This window comes from Bradyrhizobium sp. JR4.1 (genome assembly GCF_040548605.1).
GTDB lineage: Bacteria > Pseudomonadota > Alphaproteobacteria > Rhizobiales > Xanthobacteraceae > Bradyrhizobium > Bradyrhizobium canariense.
Genome location: NZ_JBEPRY010000036.1, coordinates 19,920 through 42,440 on the forward strand (window position 1 = coordinate 19,920; position 22,521 = coordinate 42,440).

Genomic DNA, 22,521 nt, shown 5'->3' on the forward strand with positions numbered 1-22,521 from the left:
TGCGGGGATCGGCAGGATGGCAGCTCGGGCAAATTTCCCAAGCCGGATTGGGCATGGCTCTTTGGACCGGGCGCGGCGGCTTTGATCTAATGGGCGGTATTCACGGCCAGGAGCGGTGCAGCATGAGTTCGATGACGATTGGGCCGATCGCGGGGCCTGCTGCCGACCCATCCGAGCGCAGTGCGCTCCTGTTCTGGATGATCTTCACCGGGCTTTCGATCTTCGCCGTCGTGCTGCTGTGGCGGTTCGGCCTGATCCGCCTGATGCTGACCTCGGACCGGACCTACATTTCCAGCTTGATCGCGCTGCTCTATGTCGTCACTTGCGGTCACTGCTTCCTGCGTACGCGGGCCATTGCCCGTGAGGGCGCGGCAGCCCGGCGCTGCCGCGCGGTGCTCGCGGCGCTCGAGGGCGGCAGGGCGCTCGAGGCCGGCGGCGCAGCCGCGCTGCCACGCGGGCTGGTGCGGGACCACATCGAGAGTCTCGTGACCAAGGCCGCGGCGCAGGATTACCGCCCGGTGGACCAGACGCTATTGCTGCGCACGCTCGCCGACCGGCTGCGCGGCTCCAACGGCTTCGGCGCCTTTGTCTCGGACACGCTGATGAAGCTCGGCCTGCTCGGCACCATCGTCGGCTTCATCATCATGCTGGCGCCGATCGCGGGGCTGGATGCCGCTGACAAGGTCGCGATGCGATCCTCGATGGGGTTGATGAGCGACGGCATGGCGGTCGCGATGTACACGACGCTGGCGGGTCTCGTTGGCTCGATTCTGGTCCGCATCCAGTATTACATGCTGGATGCCGCGACCCAGCGGGTGTTCTCGGATGCGGTGGTGCTGACCGAGACCTATGTGACGCCGGTGCTGGAGCACAAGGGTTCTGGAATCAAGGGGGCTGGAATCGCGACATGATGGATGATTTCGGTCTCTATCCGCGCGAGGAGCCGTTCGATCCCTTGGGCGTGATGCTGTTCAAGGCGCTCCAGGTGATCGCTTTCCTGTTCTTCCTCGCGCTGCTCGCGGTCTCGCCGGACGCCAAGGACGGCAAGATCGATTCCAAGGCCGAGTTCATGATCACGCTGGACTGGCCGGACAGCCACCCCGACGATCTCGACCTGTTCGTGCAGGATCCCGCCGGCAACATCGCCTGGTATCGCCACCGCGAGGCCGGCTTCCTCACGCTCGATCGCGACGACCGGGGCGGAGCCAACGACTTCATCGTCGTCAACGGCAAGAAGATTGCCTCGCCGATTCGCGAGGAGATCGTCACGGTGCGCGGCATCATTGCCGGCGAATACACCGTCAATGTCTCACATTTCGTCGCGACGACCGGCGAACCCGTCACGGCCAATGTCAAGGTGCAAAAACTCAATCCGACGGCGCAGGTGATCTTCGATAACAAGTTCACGGTCGATCACACCGGCGACGAGAAGACCGCGGTGCGGTTCCGGCTCGATGCCGAAGGCAAGGTCGTCAATGTGGACCAGCGGCCGAAATCGCTGCTGGAGACGTTCCGCAGCGGCTGGCGCAACGGCGCCGATCTCGACCCGAACACCGGTGTGAGCAAGAACGCTGTGAGAGTGCGCCGTGACTAGCTTGCAGACGGTCATCCTCACGCTATCGATAGCCTACGCCGTCATCGGCGCGCTGCTGCTGGTCGTGCTCGTCTATGCGCGGCTGCACTGGTCGTTCAAGGCGGTCGCGGTGGTCGTGACCAGCGCCTTCTATGTCGTCAGCTTCACGGAAATGCGCGGGCTGCTCGGCTGGGCCAGCGCCGACCGGCTGCCGGTCTCCTTCAAGCTGCTGAAGGCCCGCATCGTCGAGCCGCATTCGCTCGAGGGCGATCCCGGCTCGATCTATCTCTGGGTCGAGCAGCTCGACGAGGACAATCGGCCGAGCGGCATCCCGCGCGCCTTTCGTGTGCCCTACAATGACACGCTGGCCGACAAGACGCACGCGGCGGAGAACGAGATCGCGCTGGGACATCCGCAAGGCGGCCGGGCCGCCGATTTCGGCGGCGGCGATGGCAGCCTCATCGACATGGTCCGGGAATATGTGACCCCCAAGACGATCTTGGAGACGAGCGGCGGCGATTCCTCGACCGGCGAATTCGCGGCACCCCCGGTCGGCGCGCAAGGCGCCGTGTTCACCCCGATTCCGCCGCCCCGGATGCCGCCGAAGGACGAGCAATAGGCTCTTCACCATCGCGACAGGGCAGCGCTGGCAAACCGCGCGCCGCTGGCGCATGTTCTTGACCTCCCTCAATTTGGCCTTATCGGCTCCCAATAAGGTTCGAGGGGTGGAGGGTGCGTGCTTCTCGCTGTCTTCTCGGATATTCACGGCAACCGGCAGGCGTTCGAGGCGTGCCTGAAGGTCGCGCGGGCGCGTGGCGCCGAGCGCTTTATCTTGCTTGGCGACTTCGTCGGCTATGGCGCCGATCCGGAATGGGTGGTGGATACCGCGATGGAGCTGGTTGCCCAGGGCGCCGTCGCCGTGCGCGGCAATCATGACCAGGCGGTGAATTCCTCCGCCGAGACCATGAATGCCGAGGCGCAAATCGCGATCGAATGGACGCGCGGCCGGCTCGACACCGCGCAGCGGCGGTTCCTGGCGGAATTGCCGATGCTGGTGGAGGACGGCGATCGTCTGTTCGTGCATTCGGAAGCCTCCAGCCCCCGAAGCTGGCACTATGTCCGATCGACCGCCGACGCCGCCAAAAGCCTGATCGCGACGCCGGCTCATGTCACCTTCTGCGGCCACATCCACCGCCCGGCGATCTATTCGATGTCGGTGACGGCGAAGATGTCGGGACTCGTGCCCAAGACCGACGTCTCCGTACCGCTGCTGCGCGGGCGGCAATGGCTTGCTGTGCTCGGCTCGGTCGGCCAGCCGCGCGATAGCGATCCATCCGCGGCTTTCGCGCTGTTCGACACGGTCTCGTGCCAGATCACCTATTGCCGCGCGCCCTACGACGTCGAGACGGCCGCGAACCGGATCCGTGAGAACGGCCTGCCGCATTGGCTCGCCGACCGGCTGTCGCAGGGGCGCTAGAGGCCGATGCCGAAACCCCTCGTCAAATCAGGCGCAGCGATCGACGGCTACACGATCGGCGAATGCGTCCATGCCGGCGGAATGGCGACGCTGTGGACCGTCACCCGTCCCGGCCTCGACGTGCCGCTGCTGATGAAAATTCCGCGGGTGTCGGAGGGCGAGGACCCTGCCGCGATCGTCTCCTTCGAGATGGAGATGATGATCCTGCCGCGGCTGGCCGGGCCGCACGTGCCCTCATGTTTCGGCACCGGCGATTTCGCCCACCAGGCCTATGTCGTGATCGAGCGCATCTCCGGGACCACGCTTTACAAGCGGTTGCCCGACCTGCCGCTGCCGTATGACGAGGCGCGGCAGCTCGTCGCCAGGATCGCGACGGGGCTCGCGGATTTGCACCGGCAGAACGTGATCCATCACGACATCAAGCCGAGCAGCATCATGTTCCGCGAGAGCGGCGAGGCGGTGCTGATCGACTATGGCCTGTCGCATCACAACCATCTGCCGGACCTGTTGCAGGAGGAATTCCGCCTTCCTTACGGCACCGCGCCCTATATGGCGCCGGAACGGCTGTCGGGGGTGCGCGACGATCCGCGCAGCGATCTGTTCTCGCTGGGCGTGCTGCTCTATTTCTTCACGACCGGCGAGCGGCCGTTCGGCGAGGGCGAGACGCTGCGTGCGATGCGGCGCCGGCTATGGCGCGATCCGCACCCGCCGCGCTCGCTTCGCGCCGACTATCCGCCCTGGCTCCAGGAGGTGGCGCTGCGGTGCCTCGAGATCGAGCCGGTGCGGCGCTATCCGACGGCGTCGCAGCTCGCCTTCGATCTGACCCATCCGGACCAAATCAGGCTCACGATGCGCTCGGAGCGAATGAAGCGCGATCCGCTCAGCGTCGCATGGCGCCGCCGGTTCAACCAGGGGGGCATGGCGCCCCGCGCGAAATCGGATGTCGCAGCCCAAATCGCATCGAGCCCGATCGTTGCGGTCGCGCTCGATACGGCGGAAGGCGAGCCGGAGTTGAACGAGGCTCTGCGCATGACGACGGAACGCATTCTCGCCACGCTGCCGTCGGCGCGGCTCGCATGTCTCAACGTGCTGAAGCTCAACCGCATCGCGATCGACAGGACGCTGGATGAGCAGGGCTCCAACAAGCATATCGACCGGTTGGTGGCGCTCAGGCACTGGGCCACTCCGCTCAAGCTGGATGAGAGCCGGCTGTCGGCTCACGTACTGGAAGCCGTCGATCCCGCGGCGGCCATCCTGGAGTTTTGCGAGGTCAACCACGTCGACCACGTCATCATCGGCGCGCGGCAGGGCTCGTTCCGGCGCACGCTGCTCGGCAGCGTCTCGGCCAAGGTGGCCTCGGAAGCGGCCTGCACCGTCACCGTGGTCCGGCCGCCGCGAATGGCTGCGGATGCGGGCGAGGAGGTCGGATAGGGCCGCGCTCTGGATCGTGGAGGTTCAGGCCGCGTGAGCGGTGTGGACGGAGCGCTTACGACGGATCGGCCAGGAGAATTGCGGGCCGGGCTCGCCGTGATCCGCGCTGCCGCCGAAGAACTGGATGATCTCGCGGCAGGGCTCGCAGTTGAACAGATTACGCGACGCGGATGCCTTGGTCATTTCCTTCAGGCAGTTCGGGCAATGCGGCTTCATGAGCTTGGTCCAGAAAAGAATTCATTGCCGGCGCGGTGACCGGAGCGGGTGATCCAGGCCCGTCTCGGGCCCGGTGTCGTCGCGCATCTCGCCTTCGGTGCGTTCGAGCCGACCGAAGAAAAAATCGAGGTCGGGATGCGGGCGCCGCGGGATGCGGCACCGGCGCTTCGGCTGACGCTTCACGAACTCGATCTGCATGGGGTCAGGCCCGATACCAGTCGCGACGAGCGATGCGGGTCGAGCGAGCCGAGACCTTCACCGGTCCGGCCGATGGACCAAACACAACAAACGCACAAAAACCAAGCCACAACGCCACGCCAGTCCAAACCAGGGTCGTCGTCATGATGTGCTCCCGCGAAAACAGGCAAGAATCACTAGCGGTGATTTGCGCGAATCAGGGAAGCCCGGAGGAGTACGGATCAAGGTTGCAAATTTAGGCATTGCGCGCCGCAGCACCCGTAGAAGCCGCACGTCTGCGGAGCCGAGCGGGCCCTCAGATCGCCTCGCCGCGTGCAGCCGCGGCGGCGTTGCGGATCGCGGCGATGTTGGTCTTGTAGGCGTCCTGCGTGCCGCCCCTGAACACGGACGTGCCGGCGACGAAGGCGTTGGCCCCGGCCGCGGCCAGGGGACCTGCGACGTCGGCGCCGACGCCGCCATCGACCTCGATGTCGATCGGGCGGCCCGCTGTCATTGCGCGGATGTCGCGGATCTTGCCGATCGCGGAGGGGATGAAGGCCTGGCCGCCGAAGCCGGGATTGACCGACATCACCAGCACGAGGTCGACCAGGTCCAGGACGTATTCGAGTGCGCTGATCGGCGTGCCCGGATTGAGCGAAACGCCGGCCTTCTTGCCGAGTGCGCGGATCGCCTGAAGCGAGCGGTGCAGATGAGGACCGGCCTCGGCATGCACGGTGATGTGGTCGCAGCCGGCTTTCGCGAAGGCCTCGAGATAGGGGTCGCAGGGCGAGATCATCAGATGCGCGTCGAAGATCTTCTTGGTGTGCGGACGCATCGCCTTGATGACGTCGGGGCCATACGAGATGTTGGGAACGAAGTGCCCGTCCATGACGTCGAGATGGATCCAGTCGGCTCCGGCGGCGTCCACGGCGCGCACCTCCTCGCCGAGCCTGGAGAAATCCGAAGCCAGGATCGAGGGCGCGATTGCCAGGGGGCGGGGAGCGAAGGCTTGGGTCATGGCGGTTTCCCGTGGCGGCCGTGAAAGATGGACTCGCCTAACATGGGCCTCTCAGCCGGGCAATGCAGGGGCGGCGTGCTTCCTGTGGGCGGAAATTTCTGCCGCGCCCGGCATGAATTGCCGGTGTTCCCGGCCGTGCAAAGTGCGGTGAAAGCGGATTTCATTGAGCTTTTTGCGCTGGCACGGCGCTTGCTGACTTCACCTGAACAGAACATTGGCCGCGGCATGCCGCATCGGTTGGAGTTGTGCAATGTTGTTCGCTCTTGGGGCCGTATCGAGCGCGCTCGACGCGATCCAGTCGCTGACAAATTCAAAATCGTCCACGTCGACGCAGAAGACGGGGTCCTCGCAAAAGCCTGCGACCAATCCGTTCGCGATCGACAGCGGCAGCAACAGCACGACCGGCGCGACCTCATCGGTCAATGCGGGCAAAACCCCGCAGATCTCGCCGGAGACGATGAACGCGCTGTTCGCCGCGCAGAGCCAATCCTCGGACAGTACGAGCAGCACTGCCGGCTCGACCTCGTCGAGTTCGACGTCCTCGTCCTCGACGCGCCGCGACGCCGCCCTGAAGGATCTGTTCTCGCAGATCGATGGCGATGGCGACGGCAAGATCACCAAATCGGAATTCGAGAATGCGCTCGGTGCCGGCGGCACCAACCTCGCGCAGGCCGACGACGTTTTCTCGAAGCTGGATTCGAACACGGACGGCAGCGTCAGCCTCGATGAGATGTCGAAGGCGCTGAAGAGCGGCCATCGCGGCCACCATCACGCGCAAGGTGCGGGCGATGCGTCCGGCAGCGGCTCGGATTCCTCCTCGCAGGCCAAGGGCGGCTCGACCTCGACCTCGACGACCGGCGCCGACGGATCGACCACCACCACCGTCACCTACGCCGACGGCTTCAAGATGTCGACGACGGTCCCGGGCGCCTCCAGCTCTCGTAATTCGGCGTACGATCTGTTCGCGCAGTTGATGCAGCGGCAGGGCGGGCAGGGACAAGGCGCCTCAGCGACTGCAGGTTCATCGATGTCGATGAGCGTGTAACCCTGCTCACGGCTAGCCCGCATATTCGTGAGTGATGTCACGGTAGACATACCGATCGCGGATCTCTTGATTGAAGAAGGTACCCTTTGAGCGCGCGGCCTTGAATGCGGCGGCGACCTCGGGCGGGACGTCCTCGTAGACATAGAGGCGTCCGCTGACGAAAGTCACTTTCAGTTCGCGCGTCGCGGGCGCATAGCGGAAAAACCGGATCACGGAAGACGGCATGGCGGTGCGCCTCGTTCCCTCGGGGTAACGCCGTTTCCGCCATTTCGTTTCTAGCCGAACCGATCCTTCCACGCCGGCAGTGCGCCGGCAAACGGCAGGGCCGTCGCATTATAGACGCCGCGAGCGATCGCGCGTGCGACCACGTTGGCGGCGACGGTTCCGAGCTCGGTGAGGCCAACCAGCGGCTCGATCGGCTTCTCGCCCGTTGCGGCGGCGAACAGCACGTCGCCATCGGTTGGAGCATGCACCGGATAAATCGCACGGGCGAACCCGGTATGCGCGATCATCGCAAGCCGCTTGGCCTGGGCCTTGGTCAGCATGGCATCGGTAACGACGAGGCCGATCGTGGTGTTCTCACGCGCGCTCGCGGCGGGTCCGCCCTTGATGCGCATCGCCAGCATGTCCGGCGTGAACGCGGACGGCAGACCGCGCCCGCCGAACTCGCCGTTCTCCTCGAACGGCGCAGCCCAGAACCAAGGCCCTTCGCCAACGGTTGTGCTGCCGACCGCGTTGACGACCATGATCGCTGCGACCTTGATACCATTGGCCAGGACCGCGGAGGCCGACCCCAGTCCGCCCTTGAAGATTGCGGTGGTGGCTCCAAGGCCGGCGCCGACGCTGCCCAGTGCGAAATCGTCGCTGGCTGCCAACGCTGCGGCGTAGCCGAGATCGCGATAGGGCGCGAAGCGTCCCCAAGCCTTGTTGCCACCGTTGAGCAGGTCGAAAACGATCGCGCCCGGCACGATCGGAATCACCGCTTCGCGAATCCGAAGGCCGCGGCCTTGTTCGGCGAGCCAGGCCTGGATGCCGCCGCCGGCGTCGATTCCAAAGGCGGAGCCGCCGGACAGCGCAATCGCGTCAACGCGATCGACGGTGCTGGCGAGGTCGAGCAACGCGTCTTCGCGCGTGCCGGGTCCGCCGCCGCGAACATCGATGGCCGCAACCGCGGGGGCGTCGAAGATGATTGCGGTCGTGCCAGTGGCGATTTTCGCATCCTCGGCATGGCCGACGCGGACGCCGGCGATATCGGTGAGAAGGTTTTTCAAGGCGGCTCCGAAGGCTGAAAGGTGCTCGCTTCAGCGATATCGCAGGGATGCCGCAGGCTCAACCCGCGAGCGCGGTCCGCAGCATCTTGGCGAGTTCGGACTTGCGGTAGGGCTTCGCCAGCAGCAGCACGCCGGAATCGAGCCGCCCGTGATGGACGATAGCGTTCTCGGTGTAGCCCGAGGTGAACAGCGTCTTCAAATCGGGGCGGCGGCGAGCCGCCTCGTCGGCGAGCTGGCGGCCGTTCATGTTGCCGGGCATGATGACGTCCGTGAACAGCAGGTCGATGTTCTTGTCGGCGTCGATGATGACGAGGGCCTCGGCCGCGTTGGCGGCTTCGAGGGCGGTATAGCCGAGGCTCTTGATCTGAGTCACGACATATTGCCGTACCAGCGCGTCGTCCTCGACGATCAGGATCTTTTCGCGGCCGCCGGTGACGGGTGCGTTCTGGAGCGCCTCGAAATCGGTCTCCTGCACGCCGCTCGAGCGCGGCAGGTAGATCTTCACGCTCGTGCCGTGGCCTTCCTCGCTGTAGATCTTGATGTGTCCGCCGGACTGCTTGACGAAGCCGAACACCATGCTGAGCCCGAGGCCGGTGCCCTTGCCGACCTCCTTCGTGGTGAAGAAGGGATCGAACACCCGGTCCATCAACTCCGGCGGGATTCCGGAGCCGGTATCGCTGACGGCGATCATGACGTAATTGCCGGCCACCACGTCGGGATTCATGCTGGCATAGCCGTCGTCGAGGAAGATGTTGCGGGTCTCCAGCACCAGCGTGCCGCCGTCGGGCATGGCATCGCGCGCGTTCAGCGCGAGATTGAGGATCGCGGTGGAAAGCTGGCCGGGGTCGATCAGTGCCGGCCACGCATCCTCGGTGAGCTGCGGCATGATGGTGATCTGCTCGCCGAGCGTGGGATGCAGCAGCTTTGCGGCCTCGAGCGTCAATGCGTTGACGTCGATTTCGCGCGGCTGGAGCGGCTGCTTGCGGGCGAAGGCGAGCAGATGCTTGGTCAGTTGCGCGCCGCGCTCGGCGGCGTCGTCGATCAGCTTGGTGATGGCGGCGAGTTCGGGACGGTCAGCGACGGCGTCCGCCAAAATGCCGATGGTGCCGGTGATGACGGTCAGCACATTGTTGAAGTCGTGCGCGACACCGCCGGTCAGTTGACCGATGGAATCCATCTTCTGGACGTGCCTGAACTGCGCCTCGGCTGCCTGCTTCTCGGTGAGGTCGCGGCCGATGAAGAAATGGCGCTTGACCGGCTCGGACCAGGTGCCCATCCAGTTCAGCGTGACCTCGTGACCGTCGTAATGGTAGTAGCGTGCCTCGAAGCTGCGCTTGACCGCGCCACGCCGCGCCGCGCGCATCTCGTCGCGCGTCTTCTGGAGGTCATCGGGATGAATGAACTCGGTGGCGCTGTGCCCGATCATGTCTTCCGGATTCAAGCCGAGAATGGTCTTCACGCTCGGGCTGACCTGGATGAAATTGCCAAAACCGTCGGTGACCAGGATCAGGTCCTGTGAGGTCTCGAAGATCCGCTCCCGCTCCTCGACCTCGCGGCGCAGTTTTTCTCGTGCCTGCTTCTCTTCCGTGATGTCGTGGGCGATCTTGGAGGCGCCGATGATCTCTCCGCTGGCTGTTTTGAGCGGAGAAACATTGAGGACGACATCGACGCGCCGGCCGTCCTTGCGGATGCGGACCGTCTCGTGCTGGGCGATCGTTTCGTTGCCGCCGACCCGGTTCAGGATACCCCTGACCTCGGCCTTGCGGTCCTCCGGCACGATGATGTCGATGGGCTGCCCGATGGCCTCCGCGGCGGCATAGCCGAACAGATGTTCGGCGGCCTTGTTCCAGCCCGTGATGACGCCGTCGAGCGTCTTCGTGATGATGGCATCATTGGCGGATTCGACGACGGCGCCGTACAGGGCAAGGCGCTTGCCGTAGTAGTCGCGATCCAATGCCGACTGCTGGCGCAGCCTGCCGACGAGGCCCAGCGTGTGCGCCTGGAGGCGGACATTTTCGATCAGGAGCACCGCAAGCACGAAGGTCGCCGCGCAAAGGCCGTAGACACGACCGGCGTAGAAGCCGAGATCGAAGCGCGCGACGTTGACGATCGCCGACAGCGCGATGTCGAACAGCCATGCGCACATCACCACCATGAGCCATACATCGATGACCGAATGCGGACGGCGGAACCACAGCGAGACCAGCGCGGCGAAGCTCAAGGACCAGACAAAGGACACCACGCCGATCATGATCTGCGTGTAACGGCCATCGCGCAGCAGGACCGGAAGCAGGTCGTGCTGGGCAGTGACGGCCCAGGTCAAGACGATCATGACCGCGACGACGCCGACCACGCTGGCGTAGATCGCCTTGCTTGCCGAGCCCGCGATCCTGGCGCCGCCCTCGGCCTCCTTCAGCCAGGCATAGGCCAGCACACAGAGTGGGAAGCCGCCGTGCCAGATCATGTAGAGCCAGACCGTGGTCTGCTGGTTGGCCCCCAGCAACCCGGTCGGCGAAAAGAGTCCGGGGAAGGTGAGGGCGTGGACCACGGCCGCGGCGGCGGTGAACAGATAGCCGGCCGCGAGCACGAGCAGCGCGCGGGTCCTGAGCACCGCAAACTGCGACAACAGCAGGACCGCCGTCACGATGTCCGCGACGACGAGAGCGGATTGATAGCTCGCGACGAAGGCTGGCACAGGCAGCAGCGGGATACCTGCGAAGGGCACGGCCATTGCGAACAGGATCGAGGAGACGCCCACGATCGTCAATGCTGCGGTGCGGTCTTTCGGGGTGGCCGGCAGCGTCGAAAGGAATGTGTTCCGATCGGTCGGCGCGGACACGTGCAGCTCTCGCAGATCGGTCTTGAGCATTTTTGCCAATCTCATTTGGCTTAATCAGTTTCCGTCCATGGTAGCGGGTTCTGGGCACGCATCATGACAAAACCCACCGCGACTCAACCGAAGGTTACAGCTTACTTAATTTTAGGGGGAACGCGCACGGGGGATCGGGTAAGATGCGCTTTACTGGACGGTGCTATAATGCTCTCCCGCTGCTACGGGTTCCAGGTTTGAATCAGCATTTTGATTTCACGATCCGGGAGTTGTTCCTATGCCCCGCGTTCTCATCATCGACGACCAGAAGGACGTCCGGGCGATGGTCGCGATCGTGCTGCGCGTCAACCGTTACGACGTCGTTGAGGCCGATAGCGGCGCAGCCGGGGTAAAAGCCTTCACCGAGGCCCGCTTCGATGCGGCAATCGTGGACATTTTCCTCGGCGATACCAGCGGCGTCGAGGTCATCGCGACCCTGCGCGAGCTTGCACCGACCCTCCCGGTCGTTGCCGTGTCGGGGATGACGGCGCTGGATTTCATGGAACAATCGCCTCACCTTGCCAACGTGGTCTGCCTGCAAAAGCCGTTTCGGCCGAACGATCTTCTTCAAGCGCTAAGGAAGGCCCAAGTCGCGGCGGACGGCGCGCTGCCCGCAGCCGTCTGATCCTGACGCAGGAAGAAACGCCCCGGGGCAAGCCGGGGCGCGATGATGATTTGATGAGGCCTTCAGGCCCCGGCAACCGTGCTTAGGTGCCGTTGCCGCTGATCGCGGCGTAGCCGCCCTTGGCGTCCCATTTGTAGACGACGTAGTCGAGCTGCTTGATGTCGCCCTTGGCGTCATACTCGATCGGCCCGATCACGGTGTCCCACTTGCCGGCCTTGATGGCCGCCATGACCTTCTTGGCATCTGTGGTGCCGGCCTTCTTGGCCGCCTGCGACCAGACCTGCATCGCCGCATAGGTGTAGAGCGTGTAGCCCTCGGGATCGATGTTCTTGGCCTTAAAGGCCTCGACGATCTTCTTCGCGGTCGGCTTGTTGCGCGGATCGGGGCCGAAGGTGAACAGCGTGCCTTCGCCGGCCGGGCCGGTGATGGAGGCGTATTCCTTGTCGGCGAGCGCGTCGCCGGCCATCAGCACGGTCTTGAGGCCCTGGTCGCGCATCTGGCGCAAGATTAGGCCGCTCTCCTGATGGTAGCCCCCGACATAGACGAGATCGATGTTGTCGCGCTTCAGTCGCGAGACGATCGCGTTGAAGTCCTTGTCGCCCTTATTGTAGGACTCGTACATCTTCTCGGTGACGCCCGCCTTGTTGAGCGCCTTCTTGGTCTCGTCCGCAAGACCCTTGCCGTAGGTGGTCTTGTCGTTGAGGATGGCGATGTTCTTGCCCTTGTAGTTCTTGGCGATGTACTGGGCGGCGACCAGGCCCTGCTGGTCGTCGCGGCCGCAGACGCGCGCCACGTTCCACAGGCCGCTATCGGTGAACTTCGGATTGGTGGAGGCGGGAGTAATCTGGAGCACGTTGCCGTCGGCATAGGCTTCCGACGCCGGGATCGACGACGACGAGCAATAATGCCCGGCCACGAAGGGGATTTTCGCGCCGGCGATCTTCTCGGCGATCGAGCGCGCCTGCTTCGGATCGCAGGCGTCGTCCTCGACGGACAGCGCGAGCTTCTTGCCATTGAGACCGCCGGCGGCGTTGATGTCGGCTACGGCCATCTCGGCGCCGTTCTTCATCTGGCGGCCGAAAGCGGACTCGCCGCCGGTCATCGGACCTGCGACTGCGACGGTGACATCCTGCGCGAATGCTGCGCTCGACAGCGCGATCGATGCGCCGAATGCCAGACCGATGAGCTTCAGTGATTTCATGAGATACCTCGAGGGTGGTCGCCTGTGGAAGTTACCGGGCATACCCGGTTCAAACCGGCGCCATTCTTGAATGAATTCGAGGAGAAGTCACCGGCAAAATACGGGCATGGGCAGAGATATCTCGCCACATTCGGCAGCACGGGTTCGCCTTGGGCGGCCTCAACCGTGCCGGCCGCCTTCCAGGTAGGCGGCGCGAATCTCGGGGCGCTGCAACAACTCGGCGCCGGTCCCGGCCAGCGTGATCAGGCCATTGACCATGACATAGCCGCGATGGGCGAGCTTGAGCGCATGGTTGGCGTTCTGCTCGACGATCAGCACGGTCAGGCCATCCTGCCGGTTCAGGGTGCGGATCGCATCGAAAATCTGGCGCGCGATCAGCGGCGCCAGACCGAGCGAGGGCTCGTCGAGCAGGAGCAGGCGAGGACGGCTCATCAAGGCGCGGCCGATGGCCAGCATCTGCTGCTCGCCGCCGGACAGGGTTCCGCCACGCTGGCCGTAGCGTTCCTTCAGCCGCGGAAACAGCGTGAACACGCGTTGTAGCGTCGCCTCGCGTTCCGCGTCGGTGCATTCGGTGGCGTCCGCCCCCATCTGGAGATTTTCCGCCACGCTCATGCGCGGGAAGATGCGGCGGCCTTCCGGCGATTGCGCGATGCGCAAATGCGCGATCTCGTGGGTGGGCACTTCGGTGATGTCACGGCCTTCGTACAGGATCTGGCCGGCGCGGGCGCGCGGCTTGCCGAAGATCGTCATCATTAGTGTCGATTTGCCGGCACCATTGGCGCCGATCAGCGCCACGATCTCGCCGGCATTGATATCGAGGTCGACGCCTTTCAGCGCCTCGATCTTGCCGTAGGAGGCGCGAAGGCCGTGGACCGCGAGCAGGGCAGTGGGCGATGTCACGACCCGCTCTCCATCACGGCCACCGCCTCTTCCTCATCGGTGCCGAGATAAGCGGCGATCACCTTTGGATCGTCGCGAACCTCGCGCGGGGAGCCTTCAGAGATCTTCACACCGTGGTCCATCACCACGATGTGGTCGGAGATCTCCATCACCACAGACATGTCGTGCTCGATCAGCAGGATCGAGGTGCCGAGCTCGTTGCGGATCGACAGCAGCAGTTCGCTCAGGGCGGCACTCTCGCGCGCATTGAGGCCGGCGGCGGGTTCGTCCAGGCACAAGAGCGCGGGTTCGGTGCACATCGCGCGTGCGATCTCGAGCCGTCGCTGGTCGCCATAGGCAAAATTACCGGCGGCATCGTCGGCGCGATCGAGCAAATTGACCCGCTTGAGCCAGTCGGTGGCGAGATCGATCGCGCGTTTCTCGGCGCCGCGGTAGACGGGCGCGCCAATGAGCCCGAGCAAGGTGAAGCCGGAGGCGCGCATCAGCGCGTTGTGCTGCGCCACCATCAGGTTTTCCAGCGCGGTCATGCCGGGAAACAGGCGGATATTCTGGAAGGTGCGGGCGACCTTGGCCTGCTTGGCGATGCGGAAATCGTTCAGCCGTTCCAGCGCGATCACCTTGCCGTCGTCATGGCTGAGGCGGATGGCGCCGCCGCTCGGCTTGTAGAACCCGGTGATGCAGTTGAAGACCGTCGTCTTACCGGCACCGTTGGGTCCGATCAGCGCGGTGATCTTGTTCCGCTCTGCAGCAAACGACAGGTCCTGGACTGCGACGATGCCGCCGAAGCGCATGGTGAGCCGGTCGACCTCGAGAATCTGGTCGCGGCTCATCCGTGCCCCTCCTTGACGAGGTCGGATGAGATCGCGTGGGCCTTGGTCAGGTACACGGTCGGCGCGCGATGGCCGATCAGGCCGCGCGGCCGCCAGATCATGATCAGCACCATGGCCATGCCGAACACCAGCATGCGGTAGCTCTCGAGGCTGCGGAACAGCTCGAAGCCCCCGATCATGGCGAGCGCGGAGAGCGCCACGCCAAGCTGCGAGCCCATGCCGCCGAGCACGACGATGGCGAGCACCAGCGCCGATTCCTGGAAGGTGAAGGATTCCGGGCTGATGAAGCCCTGGCGGGTCGCGAAGAACGCGCCGGCAAAGCCGCCGAACATCGCACCGGTCGCGAATGCCGTGAGCTTGGTGGTCGTGGTGTTGATGCCGAGCGCACGGCAGGCGACCTCGTCCTCGCGCAGGGCTTCCCAGGCGCGGCCGATCGGCAGGCGGCGCAGCCGGATCGTCACCCAGTTGGTGAGCAGCGCGAGCGCCAGGATCAGGTAGAACAGGAAGACGATGCGGTGGGTCGGCGAATATTCGATGCCGAGCCTGGCGGCGAGCCCGTTGTCGCTGTTGTCGAGGGGGATACCGAAGAAGGAGGGGCGGGGAATGCTGGAGACGCCGTTGGGCCCGCCTGTCAGATCCTGCCAATTGATGATGACGAGGCGGATGATCTCGCCGAAGGCGAGCGTCACGATGGCGAGATAGTCGCCGCGCAGGCGCAGCACGGGGAAGCCGAGCAGCACGCCCCAGAATGCGGCGAGGACGCCCGCTAGCGGCAGGCAGATCCAGAATGACCAGCCGAAATTGGTCGCGAGCAGCGCGTAAGAATAGGCGCCGACCGCATAGAAGGCGACGTAGCCGAGATCGAGCAGGCCGGCCAGCCCGACCACGACGTTCAGCCCCCAGCCAAGCATCACATAGGTGAGCACGAGGATGGCGAGATCGAGGATGTAGCGCTGGTCATAGAAGATCACGGGCACCAGCAGCGTGAAGATCAGGAGCGCCGGTGCGAGATAGCGGCCGAGGAACGACATTCCGCTCTGCACCGCCGGCGGCACCAGCTTCTCGGCGCCGCTCGGTCCGATCCATTGCTTGAGCAGCTCGAGCACGATCGAGCCGCCGAACACGGCGGCGACGAGGGAGGCGACCTCGCCGAAGCGCGTCCAATAGGTGAGCTGGCCGTCGGAACCGGCTTCGGTGCGGACGCCGACCATCAGCGAGAACAGCACCAGCGCGATCAGCGCGTTGACGCAGGCGGTCTTCAGGAGAGCGGGGATGCCCGATGCAGTTTTGGCCGTATTGATCGAGGGAGTTTTCACGCGCGACCGTCAGACTTTTTCGACTTCGGGGCGGCCGAGCAGGCCGGTCGGCATGAAGATCAGCACGACGATCAGGATCGAGAACGCGGCGACGTCCTTGTATTCGACCGAGAAATAGGCCGACCAGAACGTCTCGATCAGCCCGATCGCCAGCCCCCCGAGCATGGCGCCGGGCAGCGAGCCGATGCCGCCGAGCACGGCCGCGGTGAACGCCTTGATGCCGGCGACGAAGCCCATGAAGAAATCGACCAGGCCGTAATAGAGCAGGTACATCAGGCCGGCCACTGCGGCGAGCGCAGCGCCGATCACGAAGGTCATGGAGATGGTGCGGTCGACGTTGACGCCGAGCAGCGCCGCCATGGTCTGGTCCTGCTCGCAGGCGCGCATGTCGCGCCCGAGCCGGGTGCGCGACACCAGCCAGGTGAAGATCGCCAGCAGCACGATGGTGGTGATGACCACCACGATCTGGATGTTGGAGAGCTGGATGATGAAGCCATCGGCGCTCTCGTGCAGCGTGTAGCCGCCGGTGATCACTGGCGGCACTGGCTTCACCCGCGCGCCTTGCGCCACCTGCGAATAGTTGGTCAGCACGAACGACATGCCGATCGCCGACAGCATCGGCGCGAGGCGGAAGGAGTGGCGCAGCGGACGGTAGGCTATGCGCTCGATGGTCCAGCCATACAGGGCGGTGACCGCCATCGAGACCAGGATCACGATCAACAGGATCACCGGGACCGCGGTCAGGCCGGTCGAGACCAGGAGCAGGAAGGTGATCAGCGCGATGAAGCCGCCGATCATGAAGACATCGCCATGGGCGAAGTTGATCATGCCGACGATGCCGTAGACCATCGTGTAGCCGATCGCGATCAGCCCGTAGATCGAGCCGAGCACGAGGCCGTTGATGAGCTGCTGGGCGAAATAATCCATAGGCTGCCGTACCCAAATCTGACGCGGCTCAAAGGGAGCTCTTCGAGAGAGAGTGCTGGTTTCTTCTCGGGCCCCGGCAGCCCTTAAGCATTCTCGTTTTGTAACAGGAGGGAACTGGCGGCTGCAACCGGCCCCGCCTCCGCATCAAGGCTTTTACAGAGATCATTTGGCGCTCTGGTTCCCCCCGCAATGGGCGGAACCGGTTCCCCCGTGCCCCAATTGGAAGCCTGTGGGTGCCAGTTAAGGTAAACAAAGGGTTTAAATTGCCGCCACAGTCTGATGCGAGTTAGCTCCCGGCAAAGCCTTCCATCGAAGGCGCGGACCAAACGAAGCGGGAAGCGGCATGTTCGGAAACTGGCGGATCGGTTCGGTCAACGGCGCACTTCTGGCGGCCTATTTCATCCCGGCCTGGACCCTCGTCGCCTTCAACATCATGGTGGCGCCGGTGCACGGGCTCTATGAGCGGCCGAGCGTCGCAGTGGCGCTTTTCCTCAGCGACCATCTCCAGATGGCGGGGATGGACACGGTGCGCGCCGCCTGGCTGCTGGCACTGGGGCGACTGACGGTGGTGGCGTTCTTTGCGATCTACCTTGCGCTGCTCTGCATTCCCCGCATCCGCAAGAACGGGGGTAGCGACGAAGCGCTCGGCATTGCGCTTGCGATCGGCAGCCTGATCTCGTTTGCGAGCATGATCATGGCTTCGAAGGTCGGCGAGATGGCCGCGCTGCGGCTGCACGCCACCGAGCTCCTGCTCTTGCTCGGTGCCGCCGTCGTGGTGGTGATCGAACGGCCCGAGGCGGCGCCCAAGATCGTTCAGAAGACCGTAGAGGCCACTCCGCCGCTAGGTCTTGAGCAGGCCGAGCTCCTGCACAATCGCTGAGGCTTCCTTGACGGCGTGGTTCGCCGCCGGCACGCCGCAATAGATCGCCTGCTGCAGCAGGATTTCCTTGATGTCGTCGGGCGTGAAGCCGCCCTCGGCGAGGGCCGCGCGCACATGCAGGCGGAATTCGTCCCATTGGCCAAGCGCAACCATGGTGCCGATAACCAGCACGCGCCGCGTGCGCTCGTCGAAATGCGGCCGCGTCCAGATCTCGCCCCAGGCGTAGCGGGTGATCATGTCCTGGAAATCGGTGTTGAATGCATTGCGACCCGCGATCGACTTGTCGACCCAGGCATTGCCCAGCACTTTTCGGCGCACGTTCATGCCGGCATCGCGGCGTTTCTGGTCGTCCATTCTCTATCCTCCTCTCCGTCATCGCGAGGTAGCGAAGCAATCCAGTCTGTCACCGCGGAGGGATTTCTGGATTGCTTCGCTGCGCTCGCAATGACGGTTGTGACTAACGTTGCGTCAAAAAGCCCACCACCGCGTCGGTGAACGCGTGCGGCTGCTCGACATTGGAAATGTGGGCGGCGTCGATGATGGTCATGCTCGCGCCGGGAATGCTTGAGCGGATCAATTCACCCGCCGAAATCGGCGTCGCCATGTCGTGGCGGCCGGCGATCACCAGTGTCGGGCTCTTGATCTTCGGCAGCAGCGCGCGCTGGTCGAGCGTCGACAGCGCCTCGCAGCAGGCGAGATAGCCTTCGACCGGCGAGGCCAGCAGCATCGCCTTCATCCTGGCGGTGATGTCGGGCGCGCGCTCGCGGAAATCCTGGGTGAGCCAGCCGGCGATAACGGCATCGGCGACGGAAGCGATGCCGCCCTTCTTCACGGCGTCGATGCGCTCGAGCCATTTGGTTGGCTCGGCATAGTAGCAGGAGGTGTTGGCGAGGATGAGCTTGCCGAAGCGCTCCGGCGCGTTCGCGCCCAGCCATTGCCCGACCATGCCGCCCATCGACAGGCCGCACCAGTGCACTTTCTCGATATTGAGGTCGTCGAGGATGGCCAGCACGTCGCGGCCGAAGCGCTCCATCGTATAGGTGCCAGGCGGAACGTTGGACTTGCCGTGGCCGCGGCGGTCGTAGCGGATGACGCGGAATATCTGCGTCAGTGCCTTCATCTGCGGCTCCCACATCTGCAGCGTGCAGCCGAGCGAGTTTGACAGCATCAGCGTCGGCCCGCCGTCGCGGCCCTCGACGGAGACGTTGATCAGGCAACCGTCGGCATCGATCATGGGCATGCGGGCGTCTCCGTTTATTTGCGGTCAGGACTGTTTTATTCGCGTTCGAGGCTGTCGAGCAGGCGATCGATCAGGCCTTGGGAAGCGCCTTGATAGGCCATCGGCTCGAACAACGCCGCAATTTTTTCCGGCGAAAGATGCGCAGTGACCTGCGAATCGGCTGCGAGCACCTCGCGCAGATGCTTCTTCTCGGCGACCGCGCGCTTGCTCGCGGCTTCGACGAGATGATGCGCATCGCTCTTGCCGATCGTCTCGGCCAGCGCAAAGGTGACCGCTTCCGCCATGATCAGGCCGTGGGTCGCATCGAGATTGCTGCGCATGCGCGCCGCATCGACATCGAGTCCTTCCGCGATGTCGACTATGGCTGCGAGGGCACCGGAGGTGACCAGCATCAATTGCGGCAGCGTCGGCCATTCCGCGTGCCACGGGCCAGCGCTGCGCTCATGGTCCTGCACCTGGGCCGCGAAAATCGTCGCGGCGAGCTGCGGCGCCATGGTTGCGCAGCCGAGCGCACTTGCGGCCGCGACCGGGTTGCGCTTGTGCGGCATGGTCGAGGAGCCGCCGCGGCCTTCCCCTGCCGGCTCGAACGCCTCGGCAACGTCGGTCTGCATCAGCAGCGAGACGTCGCGCGCGATCTTGCCGCAGCTTCCGGCGAGAATCGCAAAGCTCGACGCGGCTTCCGCGATGCGGTCGCGATGGGTGTGCCAGGGCGCTTCGGGCAGCGGCAGGTTCAGCTCCTGCGCCAGCCGTTCGGAAACGACGAGCCCCTTGTCGCCAAGGGCTGCAAGCGTGCCGGCCGCGCCGCCGAATTGCAGTGCGAGGCCCTCGCGGGAGAGCCGCCTGAGGCGGCAGCGGGCGCGGGCGAGGCTTGCGGCATATTCGGCGGCCTTCAGGCCGAACGGCATCGGCAGGGCGTGCTGGAGCCAGGTTCGCGCCACCATTGCCGTGTTGCGGTGGGCCCGCGCCAGTGCGGCAAAGCCCTTGATGGCGCGGCTGAGATCGGCGTCCAATGCATCGATGCCGGCGCGAAGCGTGAGCATGGTCGCGGTGTCGATGACGTCCTGGCTGGTCGCGCCCCAATGCACGTAGCGGGCGGCCTCTGCGTCGGCCCTGCCGACATTGGCGGTCAGAATCTTGACCAGGGGGATCGCGAGATTGCCGGATCTAGTGGCGGCCTCGGCCAGCGCGGCCATGTCAAAGACATCGGCCTTGCACGCGGTTTCGATCGGGCCCACCGCGGACGCGGGAATCACACCCGTGGCCGCCTCGGCTCGGGCCAGTGCTGCCTCGAAATCGAGCATGTTCTGGAGGGTCGACCGGTCGTCGCAGACCGCGCGCATGGCCACGCTCGACAGCATCGGCGCGAGCAGGGGGGAGAGGGATGTGCTCATATTGTGCGGGACCTAACCACCATGGCCCGCCTGTGCCAATCCCAAACCGGCGGCGCAAGCTTTTTGCAGTTGCGAATATGCATTGCACGTGACCGAGGCCACCCTTTCTTTTGCCGCCTCCGTGCGGTACTTGAGCTGCCTTATAGTTTAGTTGCGCGATCCATCCCGGGAGGCACCCAATGGCCATGACGATGAACGGCGAAGTCCAGCTTGCGGCGCCGCGCGAGGCCGTGTGGGCCAAGCTCAACGATGCCGAGGTGCTAAAGGCCTGCATCCCCGGCTGCGAGGAGCTGGAGAAGACCGAGGATGGCGGCTTTCGTGCGACGGCGAAAATGAAGGTCGGCCCGGTGTCGGCGCGCTTCAAGGGCAAGGTCACGCTGTCCGATCTCGATCCGCCGAACGGCTACAAGATCTCCGGCGAAGGCGAGGGCGGGGTGGCTGGGTTCGCCAAGGGAGGCGCCGTGGTCAAGCTTGCGGAGAAGGACGGCGGTACGCTTTTGTCCTACGAGGTCGAGGCGCAGATCGGCGGCAAGTTGGCGCAGCTCGGCCAGCGCCTGATCAACGGCGCCGCCAAGAAACTGGCCGACGAATTTTTCGCGAACTTCGCCAAGGCGGTACAGGGCTGAGGGCCGATACCTCAAGCATTGCGCCTTCCGGCATATCGCGTTTTGTCATGGCGCCTTGCATTCCCGGTGATGTTGCCCCGGGGCATAATGGCCCATATGATGGGTCGGAATAATTATAAGAACCGCTTCGACGGGACCCGTCGGGGCGCTGATAGAGAGTGCTTATGGCAAAAATCTCCCTCATCGTGAACGGCAATCCTGTCACGGCCAACGTCGATCCCCGCACCCTGCTGGTGCAGTTCCTGCGCGAGAATCTGCGGCTCACCGGCACCCATGTCGGCTGCGACACCTCGCAGTGCGGCGCCTGCGTCGTGCATCTGGACGGCAAGGCCGTGAAGTCCTGCACCACGCTCGCCGTGATGGCCGATGGCCACGAGGTCAAGACGATCGAGGGGTTGGCCGCCGACGGCGCGCCGCTGCATCCGATGCAGGAGGCCTTCCGCGAACACCATGGACTGCAGTGCGGCTTCTGCACGCCCGGCATGATCATGACCGCGATCGACATCGTCCATCGCAAGGGCAACGAGCTCGACGACCACACCATCCGCGAGGAGCTGGAAGGCAATCTCTGCCGCTGCACCGGCTACCAGAACATCGTCACCTCGATCTCCGCCGGCGCCAAGGCGATGGCGAAATCCGATCTCGCGTAAACCGCGCGCGCACTCTGCGATCAGGACATTCAGATGTACGACTTCAAATACCATCGCCCCGGGACAGTTCGGCAGGCCGCCAACCTCCTGGTGAAGAACGAAGACGCCAAGGTGATCGCCGGCGGCCACACGCTGATTCCCGTCATGAAGCAGCGCCTCGCCAGCCCGCCGCATCTGGTCGACCTCTCCCATATCGATGGGCTCAACACGATCGAGATGAAGGGCCGCGCGCTCGTGATCGGTGCCACCGCCAGGCATGCCGAGGTCGCAACCTCGGCTATCGTCGGCGAGGCGATCCCGGCGCTCGCGAACCTTGCCGGCCAGATCGGCGATCCCGCCGTGCGCCACAAGGGCACGATCGGCGGCTCGCTCGCCAACAACGATCCGACTGCCGACTATCCGGCTGCCGTGTTGGCGCTGGGCGCCACCATCGTCACCAACAAGCGCCGCCTCAAGGCAGAGGAGTATTTCCAAGGCCTGTTCACGACGGCGCTCGAAGCCGACGAGATCATCACCAAGGTGATGTTCCCGCTGCCGAAGAAGGCGGCCTATATCAAGTTCCGCAACCAGGCCTCGCGTTACGCGCTGGTCGGCGTGTTCGTGGCGCGGCGTCCCTCCGACGTGCGGGTCGCGGTCACCGGCGCCGGCTCCGAAGGCGTGTTCCGTGTCACCGCGTTCGAGGAAGCCCTGAAAAAGCGTTTCGCCGCGAAAGCGCTTGACGGCATCGAGGTGCCGGCCGACGGCCTCAACAGCGACATCCATGGCAGCGCCGAATACCGCGCGCACCTCATCGGCGTGCTGACGCGGCGTGCCCTCGACGCCGCCAACGCCAAGGAGTGAGTGATCCTCACGCCTCGG

26 protein-coding genes are annotated in these 22,521 nt (G+C 64.7%); 11 read left to right on the plus strand and 15 right to left on the minus strand.

Features of this window, described 5'->3' with window-relative positions; genetic code table 11:
• Positions 1–122 precede the first annotated feature (122 nt).
• The 5 genes from ABIB90_RS37890 (at position 123) to ABIB90_RS37910 (ending at position 4,481) form a co-directional block, all read left to right on the plus strand.
• Complete coding sequence (locus tag ABIB90_RS37890; protein ID WP_354202566.1) at positions 123–911, plus strand: MotA/TolQ/ExbB proton channel family protein; 789 nt, start codon at positions 123–125, stop codon at positions 909–911.
• The gene (locus ABIB90_RS37895; RefSeq protein WP_354159085.1) at positions 908–1,594 is read left to right on the plus strand and encodes a DUF2135 domain-containing protein; all 687 of its coding nucleotides are present in this window, start codon (positions 908–910) and stop codon (positions 1,592–1,594) included. Before ABIB90_RS37890 ends, ABIB90_RS37895 begins: the two co-directional genes overlap by 4 nt.
• Positions 1,587–2,192: a hypothetical protein gene (locus ABIB90_RS37900; protein ID WP_354202567.1), complete on the plus strand. Its 606-nt coding sequence runs from the start codon at positions 1,587–1,589 to the stop codon at positions 2,190–2,192. The genes ABIB90_RS37895 and ABIB90_RS37900 overlap by 8 nt, the downstream gene beginning before the upstream one ends.
• A 117-nt stretch (positions 2,193–2,309) precedes the next feature.
• Positions 2,310–3,050: a metallophosphoesterase family protein gene (locus ABIB90_RS37905; RefSeq protein ID WP_354128090.1), complete on the plus strand. Its 741-nt coding sequence runs from the start codon at positions 2,310–2,312 to the stop codon at positions 3,048–3,050.
• 6 nt (positions 3,051–3,056) lie between these two features.
• A complete protein-coding gene (locus ABIB90_RS37910) occupies positions 3,057–4,481 on the plus strand; it encodes a protein kinase domain-containing protein (protein ID WP_354202568.1) in 1,425 nt (474 codons plus the stop codon).
• A gap of 24 nt (positions 4,482–4,505) precedes the next feature.
• On the opposite strand, the gene ABIB90_RS37915 is transcribed toward ABIB90_RS37910, so the two are convergent.
• The 4 genes from ABIB90_RS37915 to rpe all read right to left on the minus strand — a co-directional run bounded on the left by ABIB90_RS37915 (position 4,506) and on the right by rpe (position 5,892).
• Entirely contained in the window at positions 4,506–4,697 is a 192-nt protein-coding gene (locus ABIB90_RS37915; protein WP_007602380.1) for a hypothetical protein, read from the minus strand.
• Positions 4,698–4,718: 21 nt separating this feature from the next.
• Positions 4,719–4,895: a hypothetical protein gene (locus ABIB90_RS37920; protein ID WP_354159078.1), complete on the minus strand. Its 177-nt coding sequence runs from the start codon at positions 4,893–4,895 to the stop codon at positions 4,719–4,721.
• Positions 4,896–4,899: 4 nt separating this feature from the next.
• The gene (locus tag ABIB90_RS37925) at positions 4,900–5,040 is read right to left on the minus strand and encodes a hypothetical protein (protein ID WP_007602382.1); all 141 of its coding nucleotides are present in this window, start codon (positions 5,038–5,040) and stop codon (positions 4,900–4,902) included.
• 150 nt (positions 5,041–5,190) lie between these two features.
• Positions 5,191–5,892, minus strand: a complete 702-nt coding sequence (gene rpe / locus ABIB90_RS37930) for a ribulose-phosphate 3-epimerase (protein WP_007602383.1) — start codon at positions 5,890–5,892, stop codon at positions 5,191–5,193.
• A 250-nt stretch (positions 5,893–6,142) separates the two neighbouring features.
• Between rpe and ABIB90_RS37935 the strand changes: the two genes are divergently transcribed.
• Complete coding sequence (locus ABIB90_RS37935) at positions 6,143–6,937, plus strand: EF-hand domain-containing protein (RefSeq protein WP_354202569.1); 795 nt, start codon at positions 6,143–6,145, stop codon at positions 6,935–6,937.
• A gap of 12 nt (positions 6,938–6,949) precedes the next feature.
• Here the strand turns inward: ABIB90_RS37935 and ABIB90_RS37940 are convergent, their stop codons facing one another.
• Genes ABIB90_RS37940 through ABIB90_RS37950 form a run of 3 tightly spaced genes read right to left on the minus strand, consistent with a single transcriptional unit; the run spans position 6,950 to position 11,077 of the window.
• The gene (locus tag ABIB90_RS37940) at positions 6,950–7,162 is read right to left on the minus strand and encodes a KTSC domain-containing protein (protein WP_354202570.1); all 213 of its coding nucleotides are present in this window, start codon (positions 7,160–7,162) and stop codon (positions 6,950–6,952) included.
• A gap of 50 nt (positions 7,163–7,212) precedes the next feature.
• Positions 7,213–8,208 (minus strand): P1 family peptidase, encoded by a 996-nt coding sequence (locus tag ABIB90_RS37945; protein WP_219684960.1) that lies wholly within the window; start codon positions 8,206–8,208, stop codon positions 7,213–7,215.
• Between the two features lie 58 nt (positions 8,209–8,266).
• Entirely contained in the window at positions 8,267–11,077 is a 2,811-nt protein-coding gene (locus ABIB90_RS37950; protein WP_354159073.1) for a PAS domain S-box protein, read from the minus strand.
• A gap of 238 nt (positions 11,078–11,315) precedes the next feature.
• Between ABIB90_RS37950 and ABIB90_RS37955 the strand changes: the two genes are divergently transcribed.
• Entirely contained in the window at positions 11,316–11,702 is a 387-nt protein-coding gene (locus tag ABIB90_RS37955; RefSeq protein ID WP_354159071.1) for a response regulator, read from the plus strand.
• 82 nt (positions 11,703–11,784) lie between these two features.
• On the opposite strand, the gene ABIB90_RS37960 is transcribed toward ABIB90_RS37955, so the two are convergent.
• The 5 genes from ABIB90_RS37960 to ABIB90_RS37980 form a co-directional block, all read right to left on the minus strand.
• Positions 11,785–12,903, minus strand: a complete 1,119-nt coding sequence (locus ABIB90_RS37960; protein WP_007602405.1) for a branched-chain amino acid ABC transporter substrate-binding protein — start codon at positions 12,901–12,903, stop codon at positions 11,785–11,787.
• Between the two features lie 159 nt (positions 12,904–13,062).
• Positions 13,063–13,803 (minus strand): ABC transporter ATP-binding protein, encoded by a 741-nt coding sequence (locus tag ABIB90_RS37965; RefSeq protein WP_354159069.1) that lies wholly within the window; start codon positions 13,801–13,803, stop codon positions 13,063–13,065.
• Positions 13,800–14,633 carry an ABC transporter ATP-binding protein gene (locus tag ABIB90_RS37970; RefSeq protein WP_007602409.1) on the minus strand — a complete coding sequence of 278 codons (834 nt, stop codon included), beginning with the start codon at positions 14,631–14,633 and terminating at the stop codon, positions 13,800–13,802. Before ABIB90_RS37970 ends, ABIB90_RS37965 begins: the two co-directional genes overlap by 4 nt.
• Positions 14,630–15,949, minus strand: coding sequence for a high-affinity branched-chain amino acid ABC transporter permease LivM (livM, locus tag ABIB90_RS37975; protein ID WP_354202571.1), 1,320 nt, complete (start codon positions 15,947–15,949; stop codon positions 14,630–14,632). Before livM ends, ABIB90_RS37970 begins: the two co-directional genes overlap by 4 nt.
• A gap of 9 nt (positions 15,950–15,958) precedes the next feature.
• A complete protein-coding gene (locus ABIB90_RS37980) occupies positions 15,959–16,876 on the minus strand; it encodes an ABC transporter permease subunit (protein WP_354159066.1) in 918 nt (305 codons plus the stop codon).
• A gap of 343 nt (positions 16,877–17,219) precedes the next feature.
• On the opposite strand from ABIB90_RS37980, the gene ABIB90_RS37985 reads away from it, so the two are divergent.
• Positions 17,220–17,756: a hypothetical protein gene (locus ABIB90_RS37985; RefSeq protein ID WP_354202572.1), complete on the plus strand. Its 537-nt coding sequence runs from the start codon at positions 17,220–17,222 to the stop codon at positions 17,754–17,756.
• On the opposite strand, the gene ABIB90_RS37990 is transcribed toward ABIB90_RS37985, so the two are convergent.
• The 3 genes from ABIB90_RS37990 to ABIB90_RS38000 all read right to left on the minus strand — a co-directional run bounded on the left by ABIB90_RS37990 (position 17,718) and on the right by ABIB90_RS38000 (position 20,387).
• Complete coding sequence (locus ABIB90_RS37990) at positions 17,718–18,110, minus strand: carboxymuconolactone decarboxylase family protein (protein WP_027567707.1); 393 nt, start codon at positions 18,108–18,110, stop codon at positions 17,718–17,720. The two genes, ABIB90_RS37985 and ABIB90_RS37990, sit on opposite strands and share 39 nt — an antisense overlap.
• Before the next feature lie 103 nt (positions 18,111–18,213).
• Complete coding sequence (pcaD, locus tag ABIB90_RS37995; protein ID WP_354202573.1) at positions 18,214–18,996, minus strand: 3-oxoadipate enol-lactonase; 783 nt, start codon at positions 18,994–18,996, stop codon at positions 18,214–18,216.
• Between the two features lie 35 nt (positions 18,997–19,031).
• Positions 19,032–20,387: a 3-carboxy-cis,cis-muconate cycloisomerase gene (locus ABIB90_RS38000; RefSeq protein WP_354202574.1), complete on the minus strand. Its 1,356-nt coding sequence runs from the start codon at positions 20,385–20,387 to the stop codon at positions 19,032–19,034.
• A gap of 179 nt (positions 20,388–20,566) precedes the next feature.
• On the opposite strand from ABIB90_RS38000, the gene ABIB90_RS38005 reads away from it, so the two are divergent.
• The 3 genes from ABIB90_RS38005 (at position 20,567) to ABIB90_RS38015 (ending at position 22,503) form a co-directional block, all read left to right on the plus strand.
• Positions 20,567–21,013, plus strand: a complete 447-nt coding sequence (locus ABIB90_RS38005) for an SRPBCC family protein (RefSeq protein WP_007602417.1) — start codon at positions 20,567–20,569, stop codon at positions 21,011–21,013.
• 164 nt (positions 21,014–21,177) lie between these two features.
• Positions 21,178–21,663 (plus strand): (2Fe-2S)-binding protein, encoded by a 486-nt coding sequence (locus tag ABIB90_RS38010; protein WP_007602418.1) that lies wholly within the window; start codon positions 21,178–21,180, stop codon positions 21,661–21,663.
• Between the two features lie 33 nt (positions 21,664–21,696).
• On the plus strand, positions 21,697–22,503 hold the full coding sequence (locus tag ABIB90_RS38015) for an FAD binding domain-containing protein (RefSeq protein ID WP_007602419.1): 807 nt from the start codon (positions 21,697–21,699) through the stop codon (positions 22,501–22,503).
• The last annotated feature ends 18 nt before the right edge of the window (positions 22,504–22,521 follow it).

Excerpts from the sequence above, each read along its gene's own strand:
- ABIB90_RS37890 (WP_354202566.1), top strand. The coding sequence starts at position 123 with ATGAGTTCGATGACGATTGGGCCGATCGCGGGGCCTGCTGCCGACCCA.
- ABIB90_RS37895 (WP_354159085.1), top strand. The coding sequence starts at position 908 with ATGATGGATGATTTCGGTCTCTATCCGCGCGAGGAGCCGTTCGATCCC.
- ABIB90_RS37910 (WP_354202568.1), top strand. The coding sequence starts at position 3,057 with ATGCCGAAACCCCTCGTCAAATCAGGCGCAGCGATCGACGGCTACACG.
- ABIB90_RS37915 (WP_007602380.1), bottom strand. The coding sequence starts at position 4,697 with ATGAAGCCGCATTGCCCGAACTGCCTGAAGGAAATGACCAAGGCATCC.
- ABIB90_RS37920 (WP_354159078.1), bottom strand. The coding sequence starts at position 4,895 with ATGCAGATCGAGTTCGTGAAGCGTCAGCCGAAGCGCCGGTGCCGCATC.
- ABIB90_RS37925 (WP_007602382.1), bottom strand. The coding sequence starts at position 5,040 with ATGACGACGACCCTGGTTTGGACTGGCGTGGCGTTGTGGCTTGGTTTT.
- rpe (WP_007602383.1), bottom strand. The coding sequence starts at position 5,892 with ATGACCCAAGCCTTCGCTCCCCGCCCCCTGGCAATCGCGCCCTCGATC.
- ABIB90_RS37935 (WP_354202569.1), top strand. The coding sequence starts at position 6,143 with ATGTTGTTCGCTCTTGGGGCCGTATCGAGCGCGCTCGACGCGATCCAG.
- ABIB90_RS37940 (WP_354202570.1), bottom strand. The coding sequence starts at position 7,162 with ATGCCGTCTTCCGTGATCCGGTTTTTCCGCTATGCGCCCGCGACGCGC.
- ABIB90_RS37950 (WP_354159073.1), bottom strand. The coding sequence starts at position 11,077 with ATGCTCAAGACCGATCTGCGAGAGCTGCACGTGTCCGCGCCGACCGAT.
- ABIB90_RS37955 (WP_354159071.1), top strand. The coding sequence starts at position 11,316 with ATGCCCCGCGTTCTCATCATCGACGACCAGAAGGACGTCCGGGCGATG.
- ABIB90_RS37960 (WP_007602405.1), bottom strand. The coding sequence starts at position 12,903 with ATGAAATCACTGAAGCTCATCGGTCTGGCATTCGGCGCATCGATCGCG.
- ABIB90_RS37970 (WP_007602409.1), bottom strand. The coding sequence starts at position 14,633 with ATGAGCCGCGACCAGATTCTCGAGGTCGACCGGCTCACCATGCGCTTC.
- ABIB90_RS37980 (WP_354159066.1), bottom strand. The coding sequence starts at position 16,876 with ATGGATTATTTCGCCCAGCAGCTCATCAACGGCCTCGTGCTCGGCTCG.
- ABIB90_RS37985 (WP_354202572.1), top strand. The coding sequence starts at position 17,220 with ATGTTCGGAAACTGGCGGATCGGTTCGGTCAACGGCGCACTTCTGGCG.
- ABIB90_RS37990 (WP_027567707.1), bottom strand. The coding sequence starts at position 18,110 with ATGGACGACCAGAAACGCCGCGATGCCGGCATGAACGTGCGCCGAAAA.
- pcaD (WP_354202573.1), bottom strand. The coding sequence starts at position 18,996 with ATGCCCATGATCGATGCCGACGGTTGCCTGATCAACGTCTCCGTCGAG.
- ABIB90_RS38000 (WP_354202574.1), bottom strand. The coding sequence starts at position 20,387 with ATGAGCACATCCCTCTCCCCCCTGCTCGCGCCGATGCTGTCGAGCGTG.
- ABIB90_RS38005 (WP_007602417.1), top strand. The coding sequence starts at position 20,567 with ATGGCCATGACGATGAACGGCGAAGTCCAGCTTGCGGCGCCGCGCGAG.
- ABIB90_RS38010 (WP_007602418.1), top strand. The coding sequence starts at position 21,178 with ATGGCAAAAATCTCCCTCATCGTGAACGGCAATCCTGTCACGGCCAAC.
- ABIB90_RS38015 (WP_007602419.1), top strand. The coding sequence starts at position 21,697 with ATGTACGACTTCAAATACCATCGCCCCGGGACAGTTCGGCAGGCCGCC.